Annotated in this window: 19 protein-coding genes; 14 read left to right on the top strand and 5 right to left on the bottom strand. The window is 58.3% G+C overall.

The features are described 5' to 3' along the window. Positions 1 to 2: 2 nt before the first annotated feature. Positions 3 to 737 carry a hypothetical protein gene (locus tag GC177_06415; GenBank protein ID MBI1275588.1) on the bottom strand — a complete coding sequence of 245 codons (735 nt, stop codon included), beginning with the start codon at positions 735 to 737 and terminating at the stop codon, positions 3 to 5. 73 nt (positions 738 to 810) lie between these two features. Beyond that, a complete protein-coding gene (locus GC177_06410; protein MBI1275587.1) occupies positions 811 to 1485 on the bottom strand; it encodes a hypothetical protein in 675 nt (224 codons plus the stop codon). A gap of 65 nt (positions 1486 to 1550) precedes the next feature. Between GC177_06410 and GC177_06405 the strand changes: the two genes are divergently transcribed. The 7 genes from GC177_06405 to GC177_06375 all read left to right on the top strand — a co-directional run bounded on the left by GC177_06405 (position 1551) and on the right by GC177_06375 (position 8310). Then, positions 1551 to 1781, top strand: a complete 231-nt coding sequence (locus tag GC177_06405; GenBank protein MBI1275586.1) for a BolA/IbaG family iron-sulfur metabolism protein — start codon at positions 1551 to 1553, stop codon at positions 1779 to 1781. An 81-nt stretch (positions 1782 to 1862) separates the two neighbouring features. Next, on the top strand, positions 1863 to 4382 hold the full coding sequence (locus GC177_06400) for a PAS domain-containing protein (protein MBI1275585.1): 2520 nt from the start codon (positions 1863 to 1865) through the stop codon (positions 4380 to 4382). Then, positions 4379 to 4861, top strand: coding sequence for a tRNA (adenosine(37)-N6)-threonylcarbamoyltransferase complex ATPase subunit type 1 TsaE (gene tsaE / locus GC177_06395; GenBank protein ID MBI1275584.1), 483 nt, complete (start codon positions 4379 to 4381; stop codon positions 4859 to 4861). Before GC177_06400 ends, tsaE begins: the two co-directional genes overlap by 4 nt. Continuing rightward, positions 4849 to 5862, top strand: coding sequence for a phosphotransferase (locus GC177_06390; GenBank protein ID MBI1275583.1), 1014 nt, complete (start codon positions 4849 to 4851; stop codon positions 5860 to 5862). Before tsaE ends, GC177_06390 begins: the two co-directional genes overlap by 13 nt. A 17-nt stretch (positions 5863 to 5879) precedes the next feature. Further along, positions 5880 to 6608 carry an NTP transferase domain-containing protein gene (locus GC177_06385; GenBank protein ID MBI1275582.1) on the top strand — a complete coding sequence of 243 codons (729 nt, stop codon included), beginning with the start codon at positions 5880 to 5882 and terminating at the stop codon, positions 6606 to 6608. Positions 6609 to 6679: 71 nt separating this feature from the next. Further along, entirely contained in the window at positions 6680 to 7555 is an 876-nt protein-coding gene (locus GC177_06380; GenBank protein MBI1275581.1) for a hypothetical protein, read from the top strand. Continuing rightward, positions 7555 to 8310 (top strand): RNA methyltransferase, encoded by a 756-nt coding sequence (locus tag GC177_06375; protein MBI1275580.1) that lies wholly within the window; start codon positions 7555 to 7557, stop codon positions 8308 to 8310. Before GC177_06380 ends, GC177_06375 begins: the two co-directional genes overlap by 1 nt. Here the strand turns inward: GC177_06375 and GC177_06370 are convergent, their stop codons facing one another. Then, positions 8311 to 11079 carry an AsmA family protein gene (locus tag GC177_06370; protein ID MBI1275579.1) on the bottom strand — a complete coding sequence of 923 codons (2769 nt, stop codon included), beginning with the start codon at positions 11077 to 11079 and terminating at the stop codon, positions 8311 to 8313. It lies immediately after the preceding gene. A gap of 2 nt (positions 11080 to 11081) precedes the next feature. Next, on the bottom strand, positions 11082 to 11804 hold the full coding sequence (locus GC177_06365) for a prepilin-type N-terminal cleavage/methylation domain-containing protein (protein ID MBI1275578.1): 723 nt from the start codon (positions 11802 to 11804) through the stop codon (positions 11082 to 11084). Positions 11805 to 11975: 171 nt separating this feature from the next. Here GC177_06365 and mnmE point away from each other — a divergent pair, with 171 nt between their 5' ends. The 6 genes from mnmE to GC177_06335 all read left to right on the top strand — a co-directional run bounded on the left by mnmE (position 11976) and on the right by GC177_06335 (position 18479). Continuing rightward, positions 11976 to 13301, top strand: a complete 1326-nt coding sequence (gene mnmE / locus GC177_06360; protein ID MBI1275577.1) for a tRNA uridine-5-carboxymethylaminomethyl(34) synthesis GTPase MnmE — start codon at positions 11976 to 11978, stop codon at positions 13299 to 13301. 269 nt (positions 13302 to 13570) lie between these two features. Beyond that, positions 13571 to 15433 carry a tRNA uridine-5-carboxymethylaminomethyl(34) synthesis enzyme MnmG gene (mnmG, locus tag GC177_06355; GenBank protein ID MBI1275576.1) on the top strand — a complete coding sequence of 621 codons (1863 nt, stop codon included), beginning with the start codon at positions 13571 to 13573 and terminating at the stop codon, positions 15431 to 15433. Continuing rightward, a complete protein-coding gene (rsmG, locus tag GC177_06350) occupies positions 15433 to 16053 on the top strand; it encodes a 16S rRNA (guanine(527)-N(7))-methyltransferase RsmG (protein ID MBI1275575.1) in 621 nt (206 codons plus the stop codon). Before mnmG ends, rsmG begins: the two co-directional genes overlap by 1 nt. After that, the gene (locus GC177_06345) at positions 16038 to 16844 is read left to right on the top strand and encodes an AAA family ATPase (protein ID MBI1275574.1); all 807 of its coding nucleotides are present in this window, start codon (positions 16038 to 16040) and stop codon (positions 16842 to 16844) included. The genes rsmG and GC177_06345 overlap by 16 nt, the downstream gene beginning before the upstream one ends. A gap of 33 nt (positions 16845 to 16877) precedes the next feature. Further along, on the top strand, positions 16878 to 17843 hold the full coding sequence (locus tag GC177_06340) for a ParB/RepB/Spo0J family partition protein (GenBank protein MBI1275573.1): 966 nt from the start codon (positions 16878 to 16880) through the stop codon (positions 17841 to 17843). A gap of 6 nt (positions 17844 to 17849) precedes the next feature. Next, positions 17850 to 18479 (top strand): hypothetical protein, encoded by a 630-nt coding sequence (locus tag GC177_06335; protein MBI1275572.1) that lies wholly within the window; start codon positions 17850 to 17852, stop codon positions 18477 to 18479. On the opposite strand, the gene GC177_06330 is transcribed toward GC177_06335, so the two are convergent. Next, positions 18476 to 20269 (bottom strand): Do family serine endopeptidase, encoded by a 1794-nt coding sequence (locus GC177_06330; GenBank protein ID MBI1275571.1) that lies wholly within the window; start codon positions 20267 to 20269, stop codon positions 18476 to 18478. The genes GC177_06335 and GC177_06330 overlap by 4 nt on opposite strands. Between GC177_06330 and GC177_06325 the strand changes: the two genes are divergently transcribed. Beyond that, the coding region (locus GC177_06325) for a phosphate ABC transporter permease subunit PstC (GenBank protein ID MBI1275570.1) at positions 20222 to 21197 on the top strand (976 nt) is incomplete at its 3' end. The two genes, GC177_06330 and GC177_06325, sit on opposite strands and share 48 nt — an antisense overlap.

The raw sequence follows: 21197 nt of genomic DNA, 5'->3' as shown, positions 1-21197 counted from the left end.
ACCTACAGATGCCGGGCCTCTTCGGACGCCCGGCACAACAGGGCAAGCTCACTGTCTTTATAAGGCCCCGGCCATCCCCGATGATCGGGATAGACGGCCTCTACCGCGGCGATGCGGATATCCCGGTCCACCTGCTCATACCGCAACACGGCCTCTGGTCCTTTGAACTCGCGAATCATATGCATGTTTTCAGGGGAAATATTTCCGGCCTCGCCCGGCGTTTCCAGGTTGGTATAATAGGTCACGTGCGCATCACGGTACACGTCCCGAAAATCGGACAGCAGCTCCCATTCCTCCTTAAGCGCGCCCTGCAGCGCCGGTGATTTGGGAATGCCACAGGCTTCCGCCGCATGTGCCAGCCATACAACCACGCTTGGCTCCGCCCAGCTTTCATCGATAAAACGGCTGGCACGCACCGGCACATGTTCATCCGATGTCCCAATCATCCGGAAGCGCAACCCATCCAGCGAGGGCCGAATGGTCAGCCACTCGTGCAATATCGCGTCAATCTCACGCGCAGTGGTCTCATTATCCTTGCCCGCTTCATTCAATCGCACGCGCCATGAGGGTGAGGAGATGCACTCATCTCCGATAATCCGCAAGGTGATTCCAAGCACGGGCATTTCAAAGCACCGCGCCCCGTTAATAATCCCGTTGGACTGGATGGTCTTTGCCAGAACATCGTAGGCATAAGCGCCAAGCAGATCGACAGACGGATCAAATACACCAAACGGCATAATCAGCCTCACTCATAGTGACGCTGCTTTTTATCACAACAATATGGCAGATTTATGGCCTGGCAACCGGGTGTCAATGCCCGCGCCCAGGGCGGGAATGAAGCAGGCAGGCCAGCATATCATCCCTGTAATCAACCGGCACGCCGCTTTTATTCTCATAATCCCGGCGCACCGTCTCGTCATGCTTCTGCCGCAACGCGACAATCTCGCTGTCGGCGCCATAATCCTCAACCAGCTCATCCAGCTTGTAATGTGTATTATAGCGCACATGCGCCCGCTCCAGAACACCCGTAAATTCTGCCATAAGCTGACGCTCTTCTGCAGCCAGACATTCCACTGCGCCAACCACTCGGCCCGGCGCGCCATTCTGTAAAACCATCTTCAGAAAAACGGCCACCAGCGGCTCGGCCCAGCCGCCTTCCGCATAATGCAGGGCCCTGCCTTCAAAATCCCGGTTATCCATACCAGCAAGCGGCAAACGCTCCGGTCGCAATTCACGGCAAAGACGGGTGTGCATGCCGTCCCACTCCAGGGCGATCTGTTCGGCCACTCTGCACAGCGCGTCTGGGTCGCCCATGGCGGCATCAAGCCGGTCAAGCCAGCTTGGATTGCTGATATTCTGGTTTTTTAATATGCGAATAGTGATGCCATAACACGGCTTGTAGGCGCACTCCACATATTGCGCCCGCAACATGTGGCAAAACGCCGTCCAGTCATCATTTAGCCTTTCGGGAACAATCGAATACATAGAAATAGCACCTTTATCGGCCGCATGTTAGTAAAGCCTGGTTACAAAACAGAGAAGGCCTCCCCATGCCCATGCATGCCGACGATATCATCGCCCACATCACATCCGCCTTGCCCGATGCGCAGGTGGAGCTGAAGGACCTTGCCGGCGATGGCGACCACTATGCCGTCACGGTTCTCTACAAGGGATTTGAAGGCAAAACGCGCGTGCAGCAGCACCGCATGGTGATGGATGCGCTTCAGGGAAAAATGGGCGGCCAGCTGCATGCGCTGGCCATCACCACGCGCACGCCATAATATTTGAGCCGCCGCGCCGCCATGGCATAAACCATGCGCGGCGATTGCACGCCATACTACATCTTGTTATGGTAAGCATGAATGGGCGCCCCCGCATCGGAGAAACCATTGTCCGCACGCAGTTGCATCACTGGCATTTTTTGCGCGTTGCTGGCGCCATCCGCATGGGCGGCGGAGTCTGGCGCCGCCGAATCTTCCACCTATGATATGGTTTATGGTCTCATCGCCATACTCGTGGGCATAGGGCTCTCAGGCCTTGCCTATTTGTTTTTCCGCACCACCATCGAACGTGTGTTCGAACGTTTTTCCTACAGCCGCTTCGGCAGTCATTTTCCGCGTCATTACCATCGCGACAGCATCTCCGACCGCATCTACGGCTATTACATGTATAACAGCGACGACCGCATGGAGTGGCTCTCCCCCTATCTACGCGAGCTGCTCCGCATCGACGATCACGCACGCCGCCTGGTGGATATGGAGCGCGCGCTGGTGGAAGAGGATTTCCGTGTGCTGTCACGCGCGGTGGAAAAATTCTATAGCGGCGAGATCCATGAATTTTTCGGCCTCATGCGCACCACCCGCGGCAGCCGTTGGCTGGAATGCATCGGCGTGGACCGCGATGGTCGCCTAGGTCCTCCGGGCTTCACGCTCTGGTTCCGCGATGTGACGGAACAGATCGAATCCCAACAGCAGATGAAGCGGGAAAACGCGCGCCTGAAACTGGAGAATGACAGCTGGCGCAGCTGGTGGTCCACGCTGCCGGTGCCCGTGTGGGTCCGCAACAGCAACCTGGCGATCACCGAATGCAACGAAGCCTATGAAAAACTCCTGGGCCACGAGCTCGGCAATTCCCGCGACATGCAGGAGCTCAACCCCAAAACACGCGAAGTGGCCGAGCTGGCGGTGGAAAGCGGAACCGCGCAAAGCCGTGACTGCCATGTCGTTTTTGGCGGCGACCGCGTGCTTTATCGCATCACCGAAACACCACTGGAAGGCCGCGGCGGCTATCTGGGTTTCGCCATCGACATCCGCGGCCAGGAAAAGGCCGAGGATGAGCTGAAACGCCACAAATCTGCCCAAGCGCAATTTCTGGAATCCTCCGCCAGCGCCATTGCCATCTACGGCCCCAACATGCACCTACGCAGCTGGAACCGCGCCTTCGTCACCCTATGGAAGCTCGATGAATCCTGGCTGGATGCCAACCCCACCTACGGCGACTTGCTGGAACACCTCCGCACCAAACGCCGCCTGCCGGAACAGGCCAATTTCCAGGTCTTCAAAAAACAAAATCTCCAGCTCTTCACCGATCTCATCACCACGCACGAGGAATATTACTACCTGCCCGACGGCCGCGTGCTGCGCGTGCTGGTCATCCCTCACGCGCTCGGCGGCCTGATGTTCGCCTACGAGGACGTCACCGACCGCCTCGCGCTGGAGCGCAGTTACAACACGCTGATCGCCGTGCAGCGCGCCACGCTGGATCAGCTTCACGAAGGCATCGCCGTGTTTGCCGAGAATGGCCGCCTGAAACTTTACAATCCCGAATACGCAAACCTATGGGGGCTGGACGCCGCCTTCCTTGACAGCGAACCCCACATTGCCGATGTGGTGGAAAGCTGCCGCAGCCTCCTCTCCCGCAACCAGAGCAACTGGGAAGGCCTAAAAGAAAACCTCATCACCCAGTCCATCTCGCGCCAGAAACACGAAGGCCGCCTCACGCTCACCGACGGCAAGGCGCTGGAATGGCGCAACGTCCCCCTGCCCGACGGCGCCACCCTGCTCGCCTTCTACGACGTCACCGCCGGCATGCTGGTGGAGGAAAGCCTGCGCGACAAGAACAAGGCGCTGGAAGAAGCCGACCGCGTGAAGACGGAATTCCTCGCCAACATGTCTTACGAGCTTCGCTCCCCGCTCACCTCGATCATGGGTTTTTCCGAAGCGCTCGCAAAACATTATTTCGGCGAACTCAACCCCAAGCAGGAAGAATATGTCGGCGCCATCCACAGCTCGTCACGCCAGCTGATGGGCCTCATCAACAACATCCTCGATCTGGCGGGCATGGAGGCCGGTTACGTCAAGCTCGCTCCCACGCGCATTCCCGTCTCCGCGTTATTGAAAGAGGTGCAGGCCATGCACCAGCAGCGCCTGAGCGAACGCGGCATCCTGTTCGCCATTCAGTGCGAAGGCGCGCTGCCCCCGATGTTCGGCGATGAAACGCGCATCAAGCAGATCATGTACAACCTGCTTTCCAATGCCATCAAATTTTCCGACGAGAACAAATCCATCACCCTCGGTGCCGAACGGGTGCACCACAAAGAATGCGGTGACTCGATCTGCCTGTATGTGGAAGACAAGGGCGAGGGCATCCCCGATGAGGACCTGCCGCATGTCTTCACACGTTTCTGGCGCGGCGTCTCTCCCCGCGCGCGGCAGGCGGGCGCGGGCCTCGGCCTGGCGATGGTCAAACGCTTCACCGAGCTCCACGGCGGCGCGGTCAGCATCCGCTCCCAGCTCGGCAAGGGCACCGTGGTACGCTGTTATTTCCCCCTCGCCGCCGCCCCCGCGCAGCAGGAATCCAGCCAGGGCGTCCTCATCAAATGACACGCCTGCGCCTGCATACCTCCTCCATGGATGAACCGTCGCTCACCGCCTGGGCCTCGTCTTTTGCACACACGCTCCTGCCCGGCGATGTCGTGGCGCTGGAAGGCACCTTGGGTGCAGGAAAAACCGCCCTCGCCCGCGCCATCATCCGCTCGCGAATGCACGACGAAACGCTCGCCGTCGCCAGCCCCACCTTCAACCTTGTTCAGCATTATCCGCATGCCGAAGGCGACATCTACCATGCCGACCTTCACCGCCTGAAACACCCCTCCGAACTGGAAGAGCTCGGGCTGGATGCCGCGCTGGATAAAGCCATCTGCCTCATCGAATGGCCGGAAATCGCCGAGCATTGGCTGCCGGAACGCCACCTTCATCTTGCGCTTTCCATCCCACCCGCTACACCCTTGCAGCGCCGCATCACCCTGACCTGCGATGCCGCCGACGCCCCACGCATGAAGGAACTCCCATGGTCGCACTGAGCATCGAAAGCGAAACCCGCCAAAGCCTGCGCGAGGCCTTTATCGAGGCCAGCGGCCATGCCGCAGCTGCCATCGCCGCCATTCCAGGCGATGCGTCCTTTCGTCATTATTACCGCCTGAACCATGGCGGGCAGAGCTATATCCTGATGGACGCCCCGCCGCCGAAAGAGGATGTGCGCCCCTTCGTCAATGTCGGCACCATTCTGGTGAAAGGCGGTTTCTCCGCGCCGCACATCCTGGCATCGGATATCGAAAACGGTTTCCTTCTCCTCGAGGATCTCGGCGATGCGCTCTTTGCCCGCCTCCTGGCGGCAGGCAAAGCCGAGGAGCAACCACTCTATGAAACCGCGAGTGACCTGCTGGTAGAACTCAGCGGCCAGCAGACGAAGAATCCCGGCGTGCCGGATTACGATCACGCACTGCTGCTGCGCGAGGTGATGCTGTTTGCCGAATGGTTCCTCCCCGCCACCTACGGCAAGGAAAAATCGGTCCAACTGGCTGGAAGTTTTTCCGCGCTCTGGCCTTCCTTGTTTGATCAGCTTCTGGATGTCCCGCACACACTGGTACTGCGCGACTACCATGCAGAAAACCTTCTCTGGCTGCCGGAGCGAACCTCCAACGCCCGCGTCGGCCTGCTGGATTTTCAGGACGCCACCTTCGGGCCCATCACATACGATCTTGTCTCCCTTCTGGAAGACGCGCGGCGCGACGTGAGCCCCGCCACCCAACGGGCGATCAAGGCGCGTTTCTTTTCGGCATTCCATCATCCCGGTGAGAAACTGGAAACCAGCTACGCCCTGGCCGGCCTTCAGCGTAACCTGAAGATCGTCGGCATTTTCACGCGCCTCTGGCTTCGCGACGGCAAACGCAATTACCTCTCGCTTTTGCCGCGCGTCTGGGGCCATATTGCGGATAATCTTCGCCATCCGGCCTGCGCCCCGGTTGCAGCCTGGATGGATGCCAATCTTCCCGGCGAGCTGCGCGCCATTCCACCCGTTTGAAAGATCCATCCTTGGCCATTCCCATCCCCACCACCGCCATGGTCTTCGCCGCAGGGCTCGGCACGCGCATGCGCTCACACCGCGACGATATCCCCAAACCCCTGGTGCCCGTCGCCGGGCGTCCCATCATCGACCACGTGCTGGACCGGCTGGTGGCCGGCGGTGTAAAAACGGCCGTGGTCAATGTCAGCTGGATGGGCGACCTCATCAAATCCCACCTCGCCAAACGCACCGACATCGTCATCCGCATTTCCGAAGAAGACGCCCCGCTGGAAACCGGCGGCGGCATCGTCAAGGCGCTTCCCCTGCTTGGCGATGGGCATATCTATGTTATCAACAGCGACATCATCTGGATCGACGGCGCCACGCCCGCCCTGCAACGACTGGCGGAACATTTTGATCCCACAGCAATGGACGCGCTCTTGCTGGCCTGCCCCACCAGCAAGGCCACGGGATATACCGGTAAGGGCGACCTCGTGCTGGACCAGAGCGGCGCCGTACGCCTGCGCCAGCCTCAGGAAATCGCCCCCTACGTATTTGGCGGCGTGCAATTGCTGAACCTGGAGCTGTTCAAGCCTTACCGAGACCAGACACCTACCCCCGTCTTTTCGCTGAACCGTTTTTTCACCACCGACGAGAAAACCGGCTGGATGCACCGTATTCACGCCCTGGCGCATGATAGCATCTGGATGCATATCGGCGACGGCGACGGCGTTAAACAGGCCGAGGAATTTTTAGGGCAGTAACGCAAGCGGAACGGAACTTTCCATTGACCTTCCAAGGCGCTGTATTAAAAGCGAATCATCGGAGGGCCCCTATGGACATCATTTTTGCCACCATTGAGCATTACGACGGCCTCGGCCGCGAACTGGAAGCCATGTTCGCCGCCCTCGCCCGTCAGGACATTGCCGCGCGCGCGGAAAGCCTCTGGGATATCGAGAAACTTCCGCCCTGCCCCGTGGTGCTTCAGGCCACCGGCGGCTACCACCTGGAATTGCCGCGTTACCTCGCCACGCTCGAAAAACTGCAGCGCCTGGGCTTTACCCTCATCAACCCCTGCGAGACGGTTCGCTGGAATTCCGACAAACATTACCTCAAAGAGCTCGAAACCAAAGGCCACGCGGTCATCCCCACCGTCTGGCTGGAATGGCAGATGCCCGTGCAGTGGGACATGCTCTGGAATGAAATCGGCTCCGACCGCATGGTTATCAAACCGACCATCTCCGCTGGCGCACATGAAACGCAAAGCGTCTCCAAAGGCGATGAAAACCATTACCGCAGCTGGCTCATCACCCAGCTGGAAACCCATGCCATGATGGCCCAGCCTTTCGCACCGGAAATCGAAGAAGAAGGCGAATGGTCTTTTCTCTTCTTCAATAACGAACTGAGCCACACGGTTCTGAAAACCGCTAAGCAAAGCGACTATCGCGTGCAGCATGTGCATGGCGGCCGCTATCAGCACATCATGGAACCCCCGGCGCAATTATTGGCAGATGCCACACGCATCCTCGCCGATCTTCCGGCAAACCATTATGCGCGCATCGACGGCATCCAGCGCAACGGCCGCCTGCTGCTGATGGAAGTGGAGCTGATTGAGCCCTATCTCTACTTGCTGCCGTATCAGCAGAATGTCGAGCGCGCGGCAGCCGCCATCGCCATGGCTGCACGCCAGCATCTTTCCTTAGCCGCGTAATGACCGCTCCTGTCGTCATTCTCGTCCGACCGCAAATGGGCGAGAATATCGGTGCCGCCGCCCGCGCCATGCGCAATTTCGGCATGAAGGAACTCGTCATCGTCGCCCCGCGCGACGGCTGGCCGAATGAAAAAGCCTACGAGATGGCCCGCAACGCCGAAATCGTTCTGGATGAGGCGCGCATTGTGCCAACACTGGCCGAAGCCCTGGCCGATTGCAACATGGTGATTGCCTGCACGGGCCGTGAACACGCGCAATTGAAACCTGTGGCCGACGCACGGGAAACCTTGCAGACCATTAGCCCGCTGGCGCTGGCGGGAAACCGCATCGGCATCCTCTTCGGCCCCGAGCGAACAGGGCTTGAGGGCAAGGATCTCGATCTGGCCGACCGCCTTCTCACCATTCCCACCTCTCCTGAGCATCCCTCGCTGAATCTGGCGCAGGCCGTCGCATTGGTGCTGTATGAATGGCGCGTCAGCGTCGCCTCACTGCCCATGCCCAAACACGGGTTCGAGACTCACATCCCAGCGGGCAAGGAAGCCATGGGCAATCTTCTCTCCCGCCTGGATGAAGCGCTGGAACAACATGGCTTCTTCCGCGAGGCCAACCTGAAGCCCACCATGATCCGAAACATCCATGCCCAGCTGATGCGCGGCCAATGGTCAGACCAGGAGGTACGCACCTTCCACGGCATCATCTCTGCCCTCACCACGCCGGTGGAAACCATTCAGTCCATTCCGCGCAAACGGAAGTAATCACTCAACCGATTTGACCGACTGCCGCGCGATATAGGCTTCCAGGTCGGACGTCTCCAGTTGCTTCTCCGGCGAGAGCAAGGGCCCCTTCACGTCGAAATGAATGGCGGGCGGCGGATCGTCCCGCGTGGTCTGCGGGGTAAAGGTGAAACGGATATTGGTCAGCATGCGCGGCAGATCGGTTTTCCCCTGCAAACTGCCACCGATTGCATCGGTGCTCAGGTTCACCACCACGAACTCCGCAATCCCTTGTTGTACGGCCATGTTGCCATCCAGCCGCCGGATGGAGGAACTGCCATCCTCCAGTGCCAGACGTGCCAGATTGCTTACGTCAATGGCGCTGCGCGTCACCAGCACGCGCCGGCCGATGGCATCCAGGTCGAACCCGTCGATGCGCAGATTTTCAACCGCAAAGCGGATGTTGGAGGTCAAGCCCGCCACCCAGGAAGCCGGGCTGATGCCCTGCGTGCGCACATTGCCCTGCATGCTAAGGGCGCCGTCCACATGCACCGTGTTCAGCTTCAGTTTCAACAGGTCCACCACTCGAATGCCAAGAGTCTGAAAACTGGCGGAAAGCGAGGGCAGACTTCCCCCGGCTAATTGCCCCTTCACGGCCACTTTTCCACCGAGCATATCGGCCTGCGCCGCCTCTACCGTCAACACGCGGTTGGCGATGCTGCCTTTCATACGCAGATTATCAATGGCGCCCAGATGCCGCACATTGAACCGGCTCATGAACAGGTCCAGGTTCCCTTCCAGCACGCTAAGCCAGCTGGTGTCGATGGTCGATTCGCTCCAGCTCGCCTCATCCACAGGCGGCGTCTCGTCTTCGGCCTCTTCCCTGGGCTTGCCGGCAACCAGCGTTTGCACCTGCCTTGCATCCAGCGGCCCATCCGCTTTCAGCGTCAGGTCCAGCTTCGGCCGTATGGCTTGCGCTGTGAGGGTGAATTTTCCCTGAACCGGGCTGCCGCCGGGATTGGTGCGAAAGAGCGATACATCCAATGCGCCCGGCATCATCGTGAAGCGCGCCTGACTGTCGCCCCAGGCAATACCGCGCCAGGTAAGCTCGCCGATGCGGCACTGCATGGCCATGTCGGAGGCAATGGCTTTCAGCCAGGCGGGCATGGGCCCACCCGCCGCCACATCATCGGCGCCTATGCCTGACCAATCTTCAGGCGGCAGATACTCATCCAGGTTCACATGGTCCGCCACCCAGCTGGCTTCCAGCTTCAGCCGCTCTGTTTCCGTCTCGGGCAAATGGAAAATGAACGCGCCGCGATATTGGCTTTTATCGAGCGTTCCCTCAATCTCCGTCAGCCTCACCTGCCCCGGCTCAATGGCGATATTGGCTTTCATGCTGTAGCTCCCGAGCATCGCCTCGGGCACAGCGTCCAGCTTCTCTCCCAGCCATGCCGCCACCTGGCGGAAAGACTGGCTGTTCACATCCACCGCCCCGTTCAGCTGCCAGGCATCCTGCGTCGGCTTCAACACGCCGGAGAAGGTCAGACGCCCATCCCCCGGCAACCCCGCCTGCACTTGGTTAAGCGTGAACACCGCATCCGCCAGCTCTCCCTGGGCACTCAATCCCGGCAGGCTCTGACCGTTTAACGAGAGCGTGGCGACTTCCATCTCCACATTCAGCCGCACATTATTAGGCAGCATGCTGTGGGTGCCGCTGTAATATTCCGCCGTCTCCGCATCAGAAATCTTGGTTTTGGCGCCTTGTTGAAGCGCTCGCATAATCAACGCAATGCCCGATGTTTTGGGCTGGTTGAACAAGGGCGCCCAGCCGTCCAGCGTCAAATGCTCAAAATGCGCCTGCATGGTGCCGCTTTGGGGAATATCGCCATTCTCAAGAGCAGCCCCCTCGGGCTGGAGTTCCAGGTTCAGGCTGCCCTTATCATTGCCCGATGCCCATTGCCACTCCTCCAGCTTCATGTGTCCGCCATGAATCGTGTAATGCCCCTTCAGGCTCATATCTGCCTGCGGCAGCGCCTCCATCCCCCTATGCGCCCAGAACCGGCTCGCCCCTTTTAACGAAGTCCAGATTCCCTTGCTCTGAATGTCACCCTCGCCTTCCCATCCCCAGCCTTTGTCATCCACCTGCGCCTGGCCTTTGAATGCCACCTGCGTGCCGCTGCTGGTGAAGGTAAGGCTGTAAGGCGCAGGCTCCACGCCGAACCAGCGCTCAAATTGCCCATTCACCTGCCATGCCACGCCATTGGCTGACCAGCCTCCGGTAATGTAATTTTTAGACGCCGTTCCTCCTGGCACCTCGGGGCGAAGCGTCAAATCCAGGCTGCTGGGCGTTGGTTTTTCTTCGCCCTGCTGTTCCAACGCGGGCAGGCGCACACTCTTGAAGGTAATGGTGGCCGGTGGTGGTGGGGGGGCTTTATCCGTCCTGGTCAGCACCGCGCTGCCATGCTCGAAAATAATCTCGGACGGCTCCGCATCGCCGAACAAGGCCCCCCAGGAAAACACCAGCGTCATGTCCGTGCCGGAGAGGTTAAGCCCCCCGGCCTGAATCGTGACATCCTTCATGGTAGCGCCGGGAGGGAAAAAATGGCTGACCGTCTTACCGCCCGCCTTGATCGAAAATCCGCTATTTTCTTTGGTTGCATTGGCAATGGCAGTTTTGGCCGCGCCGGAAAAATCCACCATCATCGCCAGCAGCCCCACGCCCCCCCCAAGCAGCGCGAACGCAATAGCCGCCCCTTTCGCCCATCGGGGAACAGGCGGCCTGCGCGGCGCTGAGAAGGTTAGGGGCATGGTTACTGGATGCTGAAATTAATGGCGCAGCCGCGCGTATTGGTAACCGTGATGGCATAAGCGGAAGGCGGCGTATTGCCTGTAACGCAATTCGTATTGGCTTTGTCGGAAGCCTGCACCTTGCCTGTACCCGGAAAGCCATCATCAATTTTTTCATCAATCACCTGCGCATCGGCGGCCAGAATCACGGGGGCAGTGGTAAACTGCGCCGAGCCGCCCAGAAACACCACGTTTCGAACCACACAGGTTGTCTCCCAGCACGCGCTGGCTACATCCGCCGTATTCCCAAGCATCATACCCGAGCCGTCAAATTTCCCGCGAATCACCTCCGTGGCAATATTCACCGGGTTGGTGCCCGTTCCGGTAAAGCGCTGGCTGGTCATCCCCGCATCCGAGAGTTGCTGCAACGCGCGAAACCGCTCTGCCACATCGACGCGTCCGTCTCCATCGCCGTTACAGTTGGCGGGTGTGGCATCGCAACTCGGCCAGATCTGGTCTGCGTTGGTCAGGTCTCCGGGCAGCCCCTGATACATGGACTCAAATGTCGTCGTCGCCGTCTTAAGGTCCTCAAGCCCGCTGATGGTGCCGCGAATGGTGGCGGAGTTCAGCAGATTCACCCCCATCAGCACCCCGCCGATCAACAACCCCACAATCACCAGTACCATGGAAAGCTCCACCAGGGTAAAGCCTTGCTGGAAAATAGATTTTGCCTGCTTGGGTGCCATGATGCATGCGCTCCTGTTGTTTCGCGGTGCCGAGAGAACGACCTACTAAAGATGGTTCTCATTCCTCCTTAGCACACAAGTTGTTGTGATGGAATGATTTGCTGGCATCCGACTTCGTCCTTCTTCCATGTGACGATTCCCACATCCCGGCATCCATGCTAGAAGCCGCGCATGACCGATCACGCACCAAGGCGCACCATTGTGGCACTGGCCACCTCTCCCGGCCGGGCGGGCGTGGCGGTAATCCGCATTTCCGGCCCCGAGGCCGGCGCCGCTCTTCGCGCCATCAGCGGCCACCCCATGCCGGAACCGCGCAAGGCCGCTCTTCACCACTGGCGTCACCCTGCAAGTAAGGTTTGGCTGGATACCGGCCTCTCGCTCTGGTTTCCCTCCCCCCATTCCTTTACGGGCGAGGATGTGGCCGAACTTCACGCCCATGGCAGCCCAGCCACGACCAAAGCCTTGCTGGAAGCCCTGCTTTCTCTGCCCGGCATCCGCCTGGCCGAACCGGGAGAATTCTCCCGCCGCGCATTTTTGCATGGCAAGATGGACCTGATGGAAGCCGAAGCCCTGGCCGACCTGCTGAACGCCCAGACCGAATCGCAGCGGCTGCAGGCCCTCCGCGCCATGAACGGCGAAACCAGCCGGACACTTGAAGAATGGCGTGAATCCATCGGCGATTGCCTGGCCCTGCTGGAAGCCTATATCGATTTTCCGGACGAGGATATTCCCGAAAACGTCCAGGAAGAAGTCGCCGCCACCCTGTCTGCCATTGCCAACAGCATAGCATCGGAACTCGACTCTCCGCCAATTGGAGAACGCATCCGCTCCGGCGTGGTGATTGCCATTATTGGCGCGCCGAATGTTGGTAAATCATCCCTGATGAACCGGCTGGCGCAACGGGAAGTAGCCATTGTTTCCAACATCGCGGGTACCACGCGCGACACGCTGGAGCTGGAGTTGGACATCGGCGGCTCCCTTGTTACCATCATCGATACGGCGGGCCTGCGCGACAGCCAGGACCCTATTGAGCAGGAGGGGGTTCGTCGCGCCCGCGCGAAGGCGGAATGCGCGGATGCTATCCTGCTGATGCGCGACCATAGCCTTCCCTATCCTGCCCTGCCCCCGCGCCCCATCCCGATTATCCATCTTCGCAACAAATCCGAATTACACGGGCCGGAAACGACAGCCCCCCAGGAAATAGCCCTGTCACTAAAAGAAAAAACAGGCTTAGAGGAACTGCACCGCGCCTTGACCAATCTTGTGCGGGAGCTGACCGCAACCGCGCACCCTCCCCTGATCACCCAGCTGCGCCACCGCCGGACGCTGGAAGACATGCGCGAGCACCTTCAACACGCCCTGGATAAGAACAAGCCGCTTGAGTTACGCTGCGAGGATATTCGCCTCGCATCCGAAGCGATTGGCGCTCTGACTGGCCGTATCTCCGTCGACGAAACGCTCGGAAAAATCTTCGGGCGCTTTTGCATTGGCAAATAAATTACTGACGGACAAAGAGCTCCCCTGCTCGCGCCGCCATTTCTCCCTCCAGCACCACGCGGATGACGGGCTGGTTTTGCCGATGTGACGATGCAATCAAATGGTCGGGCATGCTTTTCCCCTGTTTTCACTCAGTAAAACAGCCTCTGGCGTTTTCAGTTTTATGACCTTCGATTCCGCTTGGCTTTTCATGGTCTTGCGCCAATCATCCACTTTCGCTATGTAAAGCACCCGCCGCAATGGACGGCAATGTTTCGCAAGCGGGCTATATGGCGCAATCATACGATGTCATCGTGATCGGTGGAGGGCATGCAGGCAGCGAGGCCGCAGCGGCGGCCGCACGCCTTGGTGCCCATACGGTTCTCGTTACCCAGAAGGCCGCAACCGTTGGCGAAATGTCCTGCAACCCGGCCATTGGGGGTATCGGTAAAGGCCATATTGTGCGTGAGGTGGACGCACTTGGCGGCATCATGGGGCTGGCCATCGATCAGGCGGGCATTCATTATAAAATGCTCAATGAATCCAAAGGCGCGGCGGTTCGCGGCCCTCGCGCCCAGGCCGACCGCGCACTTTACAAACAAGCGATCCAACGTCTTCTCGCCGGCTTTCCTACCCTGTCTATTGTGGAAGGCAGCGCCGAGGATATCCTCACCGATGGCAACCGCGCCATCGGCATCCGCCTGGCTTCGGGTGAAGAACTGCTCGCCTCCTCCATTGTCATCACCACCGGCACCTTCCTTCGCGGCCTTACCCATATGGGTGAGGTTCAGCTTCCGGCTGGCCGAGTGGACGAAGCTCCGTCCGTAGGTCTCGCTCTCTCGCTGGAAAAACTCAAGCTCAACCTCGGCCGCTTGAAAACCGGAACCCCGCCCCGCCTGGACGGACGAACCATCGACTGGTCCAAAACCGAGGAACAGCCCGGCGACGAAACACCTCGCCCCTTTTCCTATATGGTGGACCGCATCACCGTTCCGCAATTATCCTGCTATATCACTCACACCTCCGCCACGACCCATCAGGTCATCCGCGACAACATTCACCGCAGCCCTATGTATTCCGGCCAGATCGGCAGCCGTGGCCCGCGCTATTGTCCCTCCATTGAGGACAAGATCGTCCGCTTCGCCGACAAAGAACGTCACCAGATTTTCCTTGAACCGGAAGGCCTGAACGACCACACCGTCTATCCTAACGGCATCTCCACCTCCCTTCCGCTGGAAGTTCAGGAAGCCATTGTCCGCTCCATACCCGGCCTGGAGGAAGCCGCCATTCTGCGCCCCGGCTATGCGGTGGAATATGATTTCGTGGATCCACGTGAATTGAACCCGACCCTGGAAGTCAAAAAGCTACCCGGCCTTTTTCTTGCCGGTCAGATCAACGGCACCACCGGGTATGAAGAAGCCGCTGGTCAGGGACTGGTGGCCGGGTTTAATGCCGCCCTTAAATCCCAAAGTCGCCCTCCTTTTATATTGGATCGTTCCGAAGCCTATATTGGTGTCATGATTGACGATCTGATCAATCAAGGAGCAACGGAGCCCTACCGTATGTTTACTTCCCGCTCGGAATACCGGCTCACCATGCGCGCCGACAATGCCGACATGCGCCTTACCCCCAAAGCCATAGCCATTGGCGCGGTCTGCCAGGAGCGTGAAAAATGCTTTAACCGGAAATCGGAGGGAATCGTCCAGCTCCGTCAAAACCTCATGTCGCATCAGGCATCGCCCCACGAACTTCTGACCCATGGTATAACCATGAAGCAAGATGGCATTCGCCGAAATGGATTGCAGCTTTTAGCTTCCCATCTTTTTGATTTGGACAAACTGCGGAGCATTTGGCCGGATATCGCCACATACTCTCAGGATGTAGAGGAACAAATCCAGATCGAAGCAACATATAGTGGTTACCTCCAGCGTCAGCAAATTTCCATCGATGAATTCAAAAAGGACGAATCGCTTAGCATTCCATCTTGGTTACGGTATGAAGAGATTGGTTCGCTCTCTAAAGAAATGATTGAGAAACTTTCCACCCATAGCCCTGTTACCATCGGTCATGCGATGCGCATTCCCGGCATGACTCCCGCAGCGGTAACCGCTATTTTGGCCGCGATTAAAAAGCCCAGCTCAAAAGCGGCATAATGAAACTGGCAACCGATACACAAGCAAAGCTGCGTCGTCACCTCGACCTTGTTTTGGAGTGGCAGCGCGCCATCAATCTCATAGGACCATCAACCATCGGCAATGCTTGGCATCGCCATACTGAAGATTCCTTATCATTATTACCATTTATACCCCCCGAGACGAAATGCATAATGGATGTAGGAAGCGGCGCCGGTTTTCCTGGTATGTGCATTGCCATATGTCGCCCCGACATTCAGATTCACTTGGTGGAGAAAGATGGGAAGAAAGCAGAATTTCTCAGATACGTTTCACGTGAAACAAACACTCCTGTGACCATTCATCAAACCCGCTTGGAACAAATCGAAGGCCCAAAACCTGACATCGTCACCGCTCGTGCTTTTGCCACCTGTGAAGCCATACTAGACCTCACACAAAAATTTCACCGCCCATCCCTTTCCTACCTCTTGTTAAAAGGACCGGACGTAAAAAAAGAACTAGATATAGTGAAAAACAACTGGCATTTCCCCTATCACTATACTACAACCATTCATGTTCCACGTGAAACGCCCTCGGCTCTGGAGGGCGGATGCATCGTCAACCTGACCTTACAGGATTCCGGCCCATGCCCGACAAAATGACCTATGCAGCCCCGTATATTATTGCCATCGCCAACCAAAAAGGCGGCGTGGGAAAAACGACGACAGCCGTCAATCTTGCCACGGCCATGGCCGCAACAGGCAAAAAGACCCTTTTAATTGACCTTGACCCTCAAGGTAATGCCAGCACGGGCCTTGGCATTCAGAATCGCGTCATTACCAGTTACGATATATTGGTGGGCCGCGCCAATGCCATCCAGGCCGTACAGCCAACCAAAGTGCCCCATTTGTTTCTGATCCCCGCCACAGTGGACTTATCCGGTGCGGAAATCGAGCTCACTCAAATGGATCAGATGCATTATGTCCTGAAACAGGCCTTGCAGCCGATTTTAGGTCAGTATGATTATGTGTTTATCGATTGCCCTCCGTCACTAGGCCTCCTAACCTTAAACGCATTATGTGTGGCAACCCGCGTCATGGTGCCCCTGCAATGCGAATTTTTCGCACTGGAGGGCCTCAGCCATCTTCTGAAAACCGTTCGTCGCGTTCGTCAGAAACTGAACCCTGAATTGGACATCCAGGGCATCGTTTTGACCATGGTGGATCGTCGCAACAAACTTAGCCGTCAGGTGGAAGATGATGTTCGCGCCTTTATGGGTGAACAGGTCTATGAAACCGTGATTCCACGAAACATCCGCATTTCCGAAGCGCCGTCGCACGGCCTTCCCGCTCTGCTGTATGATTTTCATAGCCCAGGCGCGCGCGCCTATGTCTACCTGGCGCGTGAATTAATCCGCCAGAATGACCAAGCGCTCGATCAAGCCGCTGCATAATCGATATCGAAACAATAAATCAGCCGAGGATATATGACCGACAACACCGCCCGCATTCTGCCAAAAACCATTGTTAACAAAGGCTTGGGAAAGGGCATTTCGGCCCTATTGGGCGATGATGACGACGCGCCCAGTGCAAACATTGTCGCATTCCAGCCCGCCCAAGGAGGGGAAATATCTGCTCCGCAAACACTTTCGGTATTTGATTTGCAACCGGGCAAATACCAGCCCCGCCGTCATTTTAACGATGCCGAACTGGAAGAACTGGCGAACTCTATTCGCAGCCACGGCATCATCCAACCCATTCTAGTTCGCCCATTGGATGCTGGTCGATACGAAATTGTTGCTGGAGAGCGCCGCTGGCGTGCCGCCCAACGCGCGGGATTGAACGCCGTTCCAGTTCTCATTCAGGATTGGTCCGATCAACAGGCTCTCGAAGCTGCGCTGGTCGAAAACATTCAGCGCGCAGACCTCAACCCCATGGAAGAAGCAGAAGGCCTGCAACGCCTGCTGGATGAATTCGGCTACACGCAGGAAGAACTTGCGCGTGTGGTTGGCAAAAGCCGCAGCCATGTCACCAACATGCTTCGCCTGCTCCAGCTCCCGACTTCTGTTCGGGAAATGGTGGAGTCCGGCAAATTATCCATGGGTCACGCCCGTGCACTCCTCACCGCCACCAATCCTCAGGTCCTGGCCGATGAAGTGGTGGCGCGCGGCCTTAGCGTGCGCCAGACCGAACGTCTGAGCAGCCAGAAATCGCTGGATCTTCAAGCACCTGCGGCACACACTGGCCAGCCAAAACAACCCCGGGCCATGCAATATGGGGGCGCCCCGCAGGAAAAAAACCCTGATATTCTTGCCCTGGAAGAAACCCTCTCCAGCAACATTGGCCTGAAGGTGGAAATCTTCGATCGTGGCCAGCAGGTTGAAGTCGTTATCCGTTATGAATCCCTTATGCAGCTGGATGACGTCCTGCGCCGCTTGGGTGGCGTCAACTAAGCAACCATGCGGAGCATTTCACGGCTCTGGCATCCGTCCGACAATAAGCGGCTCGGTATCAAGACTGTTTTGAGGCTTTTGCCACAAGGCTCGGCATGGATTTTTCGTGAATATGACATGCGCAACCGCAATGCCTGCGCCGGGCGCTTTGCCTTAACCGCGCGGAGCAAGCGCCTGACAACGCTGATTGCGGCGTCCCCAAAGCTCGCCTGGCGCCTGCGCGCGCGCAGGCTTGCTGCGGGGACACATTCTCCGGCCTGGTTTCTTAATCACGCCCCTGCCCTGCATCGGCGCTTCCTGCTAAAAAGCGCGGCCTGCCACACGATACGGCAAGGGCTGCGCGCCGCCAGATATGGCGCCAATCTACTGCTTATATCGCCAATCTATTCAACCGCATCGCACCCGAAACAGCGGCCACTTGGCTTATTGCGTGCTAGAATCATCATGCGGGAAATAAGAAAGAAGCATCAAGTCCGGTTTATTGCACTGGGCGGGATGGACGCATCACGATTTCGCGCCGTCCAACATAGCGGCCTGGATGGCATAGCCGCCATCCAATGGCTGAGTCGCGTGAACAAAACAAAACTCAACGCGCTGGAACGAAATACGTATCGCCGCGGCGCCAGCCAACGCTAATCCTTGGTATTGCTCGTCGGCAAGGTGACGAAATGCGTGTCGCCCTGACGGTAAATCCGCACCAGCACATGCTTACGCCCTTCCTTGGTGGCCTTATCCATTACTTTTTTCAGATCATCTGGCTGATTCAGCGGGGTCTCGTTGGCACGCGTCAGCACATCCTCCTGACGAATTCCCTGATCCCACGCGGCGGAGCTCTTGTCCACATCCACCACCATCACGCCGTTTACATCCACAGGCAGGTCCAAATCCTTCCGCAAAGCGGAATTGATAGCCTGCAGCTTCATGCCCATCACCTTGACGCCTGGCGCGGGTGTTTTGTCCGGTTCCGGTTGCGGCTTTTCATTCACCTTGGCCGCATCATTGTCCTTGGCTTCTTCAACCGTCGCCTTAAGGGACATTTCCTTGCCCTGACGCCACACGGTCAGCGGCACTTCACGCCCGATCGCCGTTTGCGCCACCATTTTGGGGAAGCTGCGCATATCCGTCACCGGTTGGTTATCAAAACGCGTAATCACATCTCCGGCAACGAGCCCGGCTTTGGTGGCCGGGCTGTTGGGGGTCACATCCACCACCAGCGCACCCTTGGATTCCCCAAGGTTGATGCTTTCCGCAATTTCCTTGGAAACCGCCTGTATCTTCACGCCAAGCCAGCCCCAGCGCATTTTGCCGAAGCGTTTCAGCTGCTCCACCACCGGCGCGGCCATGGAGGCGGGCGTGGCGAATCCAATCCCCACATTGCCGCCCGTGGGAGTAAAAATAGCCGTATTGATGCCAACCACTTCACCCTTGATGTTAAACATGGGGCCACCGGAATTGCCGCTGTTGATGGCCGCATCCGTCTGGATAAAATCATCAAACGGCCCGGCGTTGATGTCCCGTGCTCGGGCGGAGATAATCCCCACCGTCACGCTGCCGCCCAGCCCGAACGGGTTGCCGATGGCAATCACCCAGTCCCCTACCCTGGCGCCGTTGGAATCGCCAAATTTGACGAAGGGCAGCGCCTTGCCCGCGTCGATTTTCAGCAGGCAAAGGTCCGTTTTCATGTCGCGCCCAATGATTTTGGCACGATATTCCGCGCCGTCCTGCAGCTTAACGACGATTTCATCGGCATCCGCCACCACGTGATTATTCGTCACAATCAGGCCGGATGCATCCACAATAAACCCCGACCCCAGCGAATGCGCCCGCGGCCCGACGGCGGAATCGCCGCCATTCGGCCCCTGGGGCGTGCTGCCGTAGAATTGCTCAAAGAAATCCTGCAGCTCATCCATCTGCTGATTACCGTCCACACCGGGCATTTCCGGCCCGCGGCCTTTGGGTTTCTGGGTAGTGGAAATATTTACCACCGCCGGCATGAGCGATTGAACGATATCCGCCAGATTCTCAATGGAGCGCGCCGCCGGCGTTACCTGAATAGGAGTCGCCGCCATGGCCCGCACGAAGACCATTTGGGAACCGGAAAAAATGGCAAGCATTGCAACGAGAAGATGGCAGCGTGGCATGCGCAACATGGCTGACTCCAGCGAATGAAAAAACCCGCAATATCGCGGTGTTTTCTGCGCGAATATAGCGAAGCCCCACGCCAAGTCAAACCGGTCGGCAACTGGCGAAAAACCGCTTTTTTCTGGGCTTTTACACCGCCATGGGGTAAAAGCGCGCGCATGGAAGCGCTTCTTTTCATTGAATGGTTCCTGATCGCCGCCGCCAATCTGGCCCTGCCCTGGCGCAAATTGAGCGCCGTGGCCTATGACCGCGCCGCCCGTCCGCAATCCCTGCCCCATTACCATGGTCTTTATGCCCTCACCAAATGGCTTGGTGTCAGCCTGGCGTTATGGGCGCTGTGGTTCTTCATTTCCCCGCTCTGGCTGCATGATTATGCCCAGCACCTTGTAAATACCGTACCGGTCACCGATGCGCCCGAACGCGTGATTGCCGTTCAGCAATTGCTTCTGGTATCCGCGCATGGCACGCAATCCATGCAGGATGTCTCTCCCTGGCTGCTGCGCACCAGCGCCGCCCTGAACGCGGCCTATACCAAGGGCCTGCTATGGATGGGCACCGCGCAGATCCTGCTCGGCTCGGCGATGCTTTACCATGCGCTGACGCGCACCACCCTGAACTATCCGGCTCGCCGCAAGGTCGAGGATGTGCTGCGCTGGGCCCTGCGCCTGGCGGCGGGCGCGGCCATCCTCATCACATTGATGATACTCGGCACCGTCTTGTGGGAAGCGCTTCGCTTCTTTGAAAAAGTGCCCTTCTGGGAATTTCTTTTCGGCACGCACTGGAGCCCGCAAACCGCCATCCATGCGGGCCAGTCGGCGGGTGAGGGAAGTTTTGGCGCCATCCCGCTTTTCACCGGCACCCTGCTTATCATGCTGGTGGCCATGTGCGTGGCCGCGCCGCTGGGCCTTATGTCAGCTATCTACATGTCGGAATATGCGGACAGCAGGATTCGCCGCATCGCCAAACCCGTGCTGGAAATTCTCGCGGGCATTCCCACCGTGGTTTACGGATATTTCGCCGCCATCGCGCTGGCGCCTGCCTTGCGTAACGTCGGCGCGTCGCTCGGTCTGGATGTCTCGTCGGAATCCGCCCTCGCCGCTGGCCTGGTCATGGGCATCATGATCATCCCCTTTGTCTCCTCCCTGTCGGACGACGTCATGCACGCCATCCCCCATGCCCTGCGCGATGGCGCCCTGGCCCTTGGCTCCACCC

It is taken from the genome of bacterium (assembly GCA_016124905.1).
In the GTDB taxonomy this organism is placed as follows: domain Bacteria; phylum Pseudomonadota; class Alphaproteobacteria; order Rickettsiales; family RI-342; genus RI-342.
Note: the sequence above shows the minus strand (reverse complement) of the source record. Positions and strands in the feature narration are given on the sequence as shown.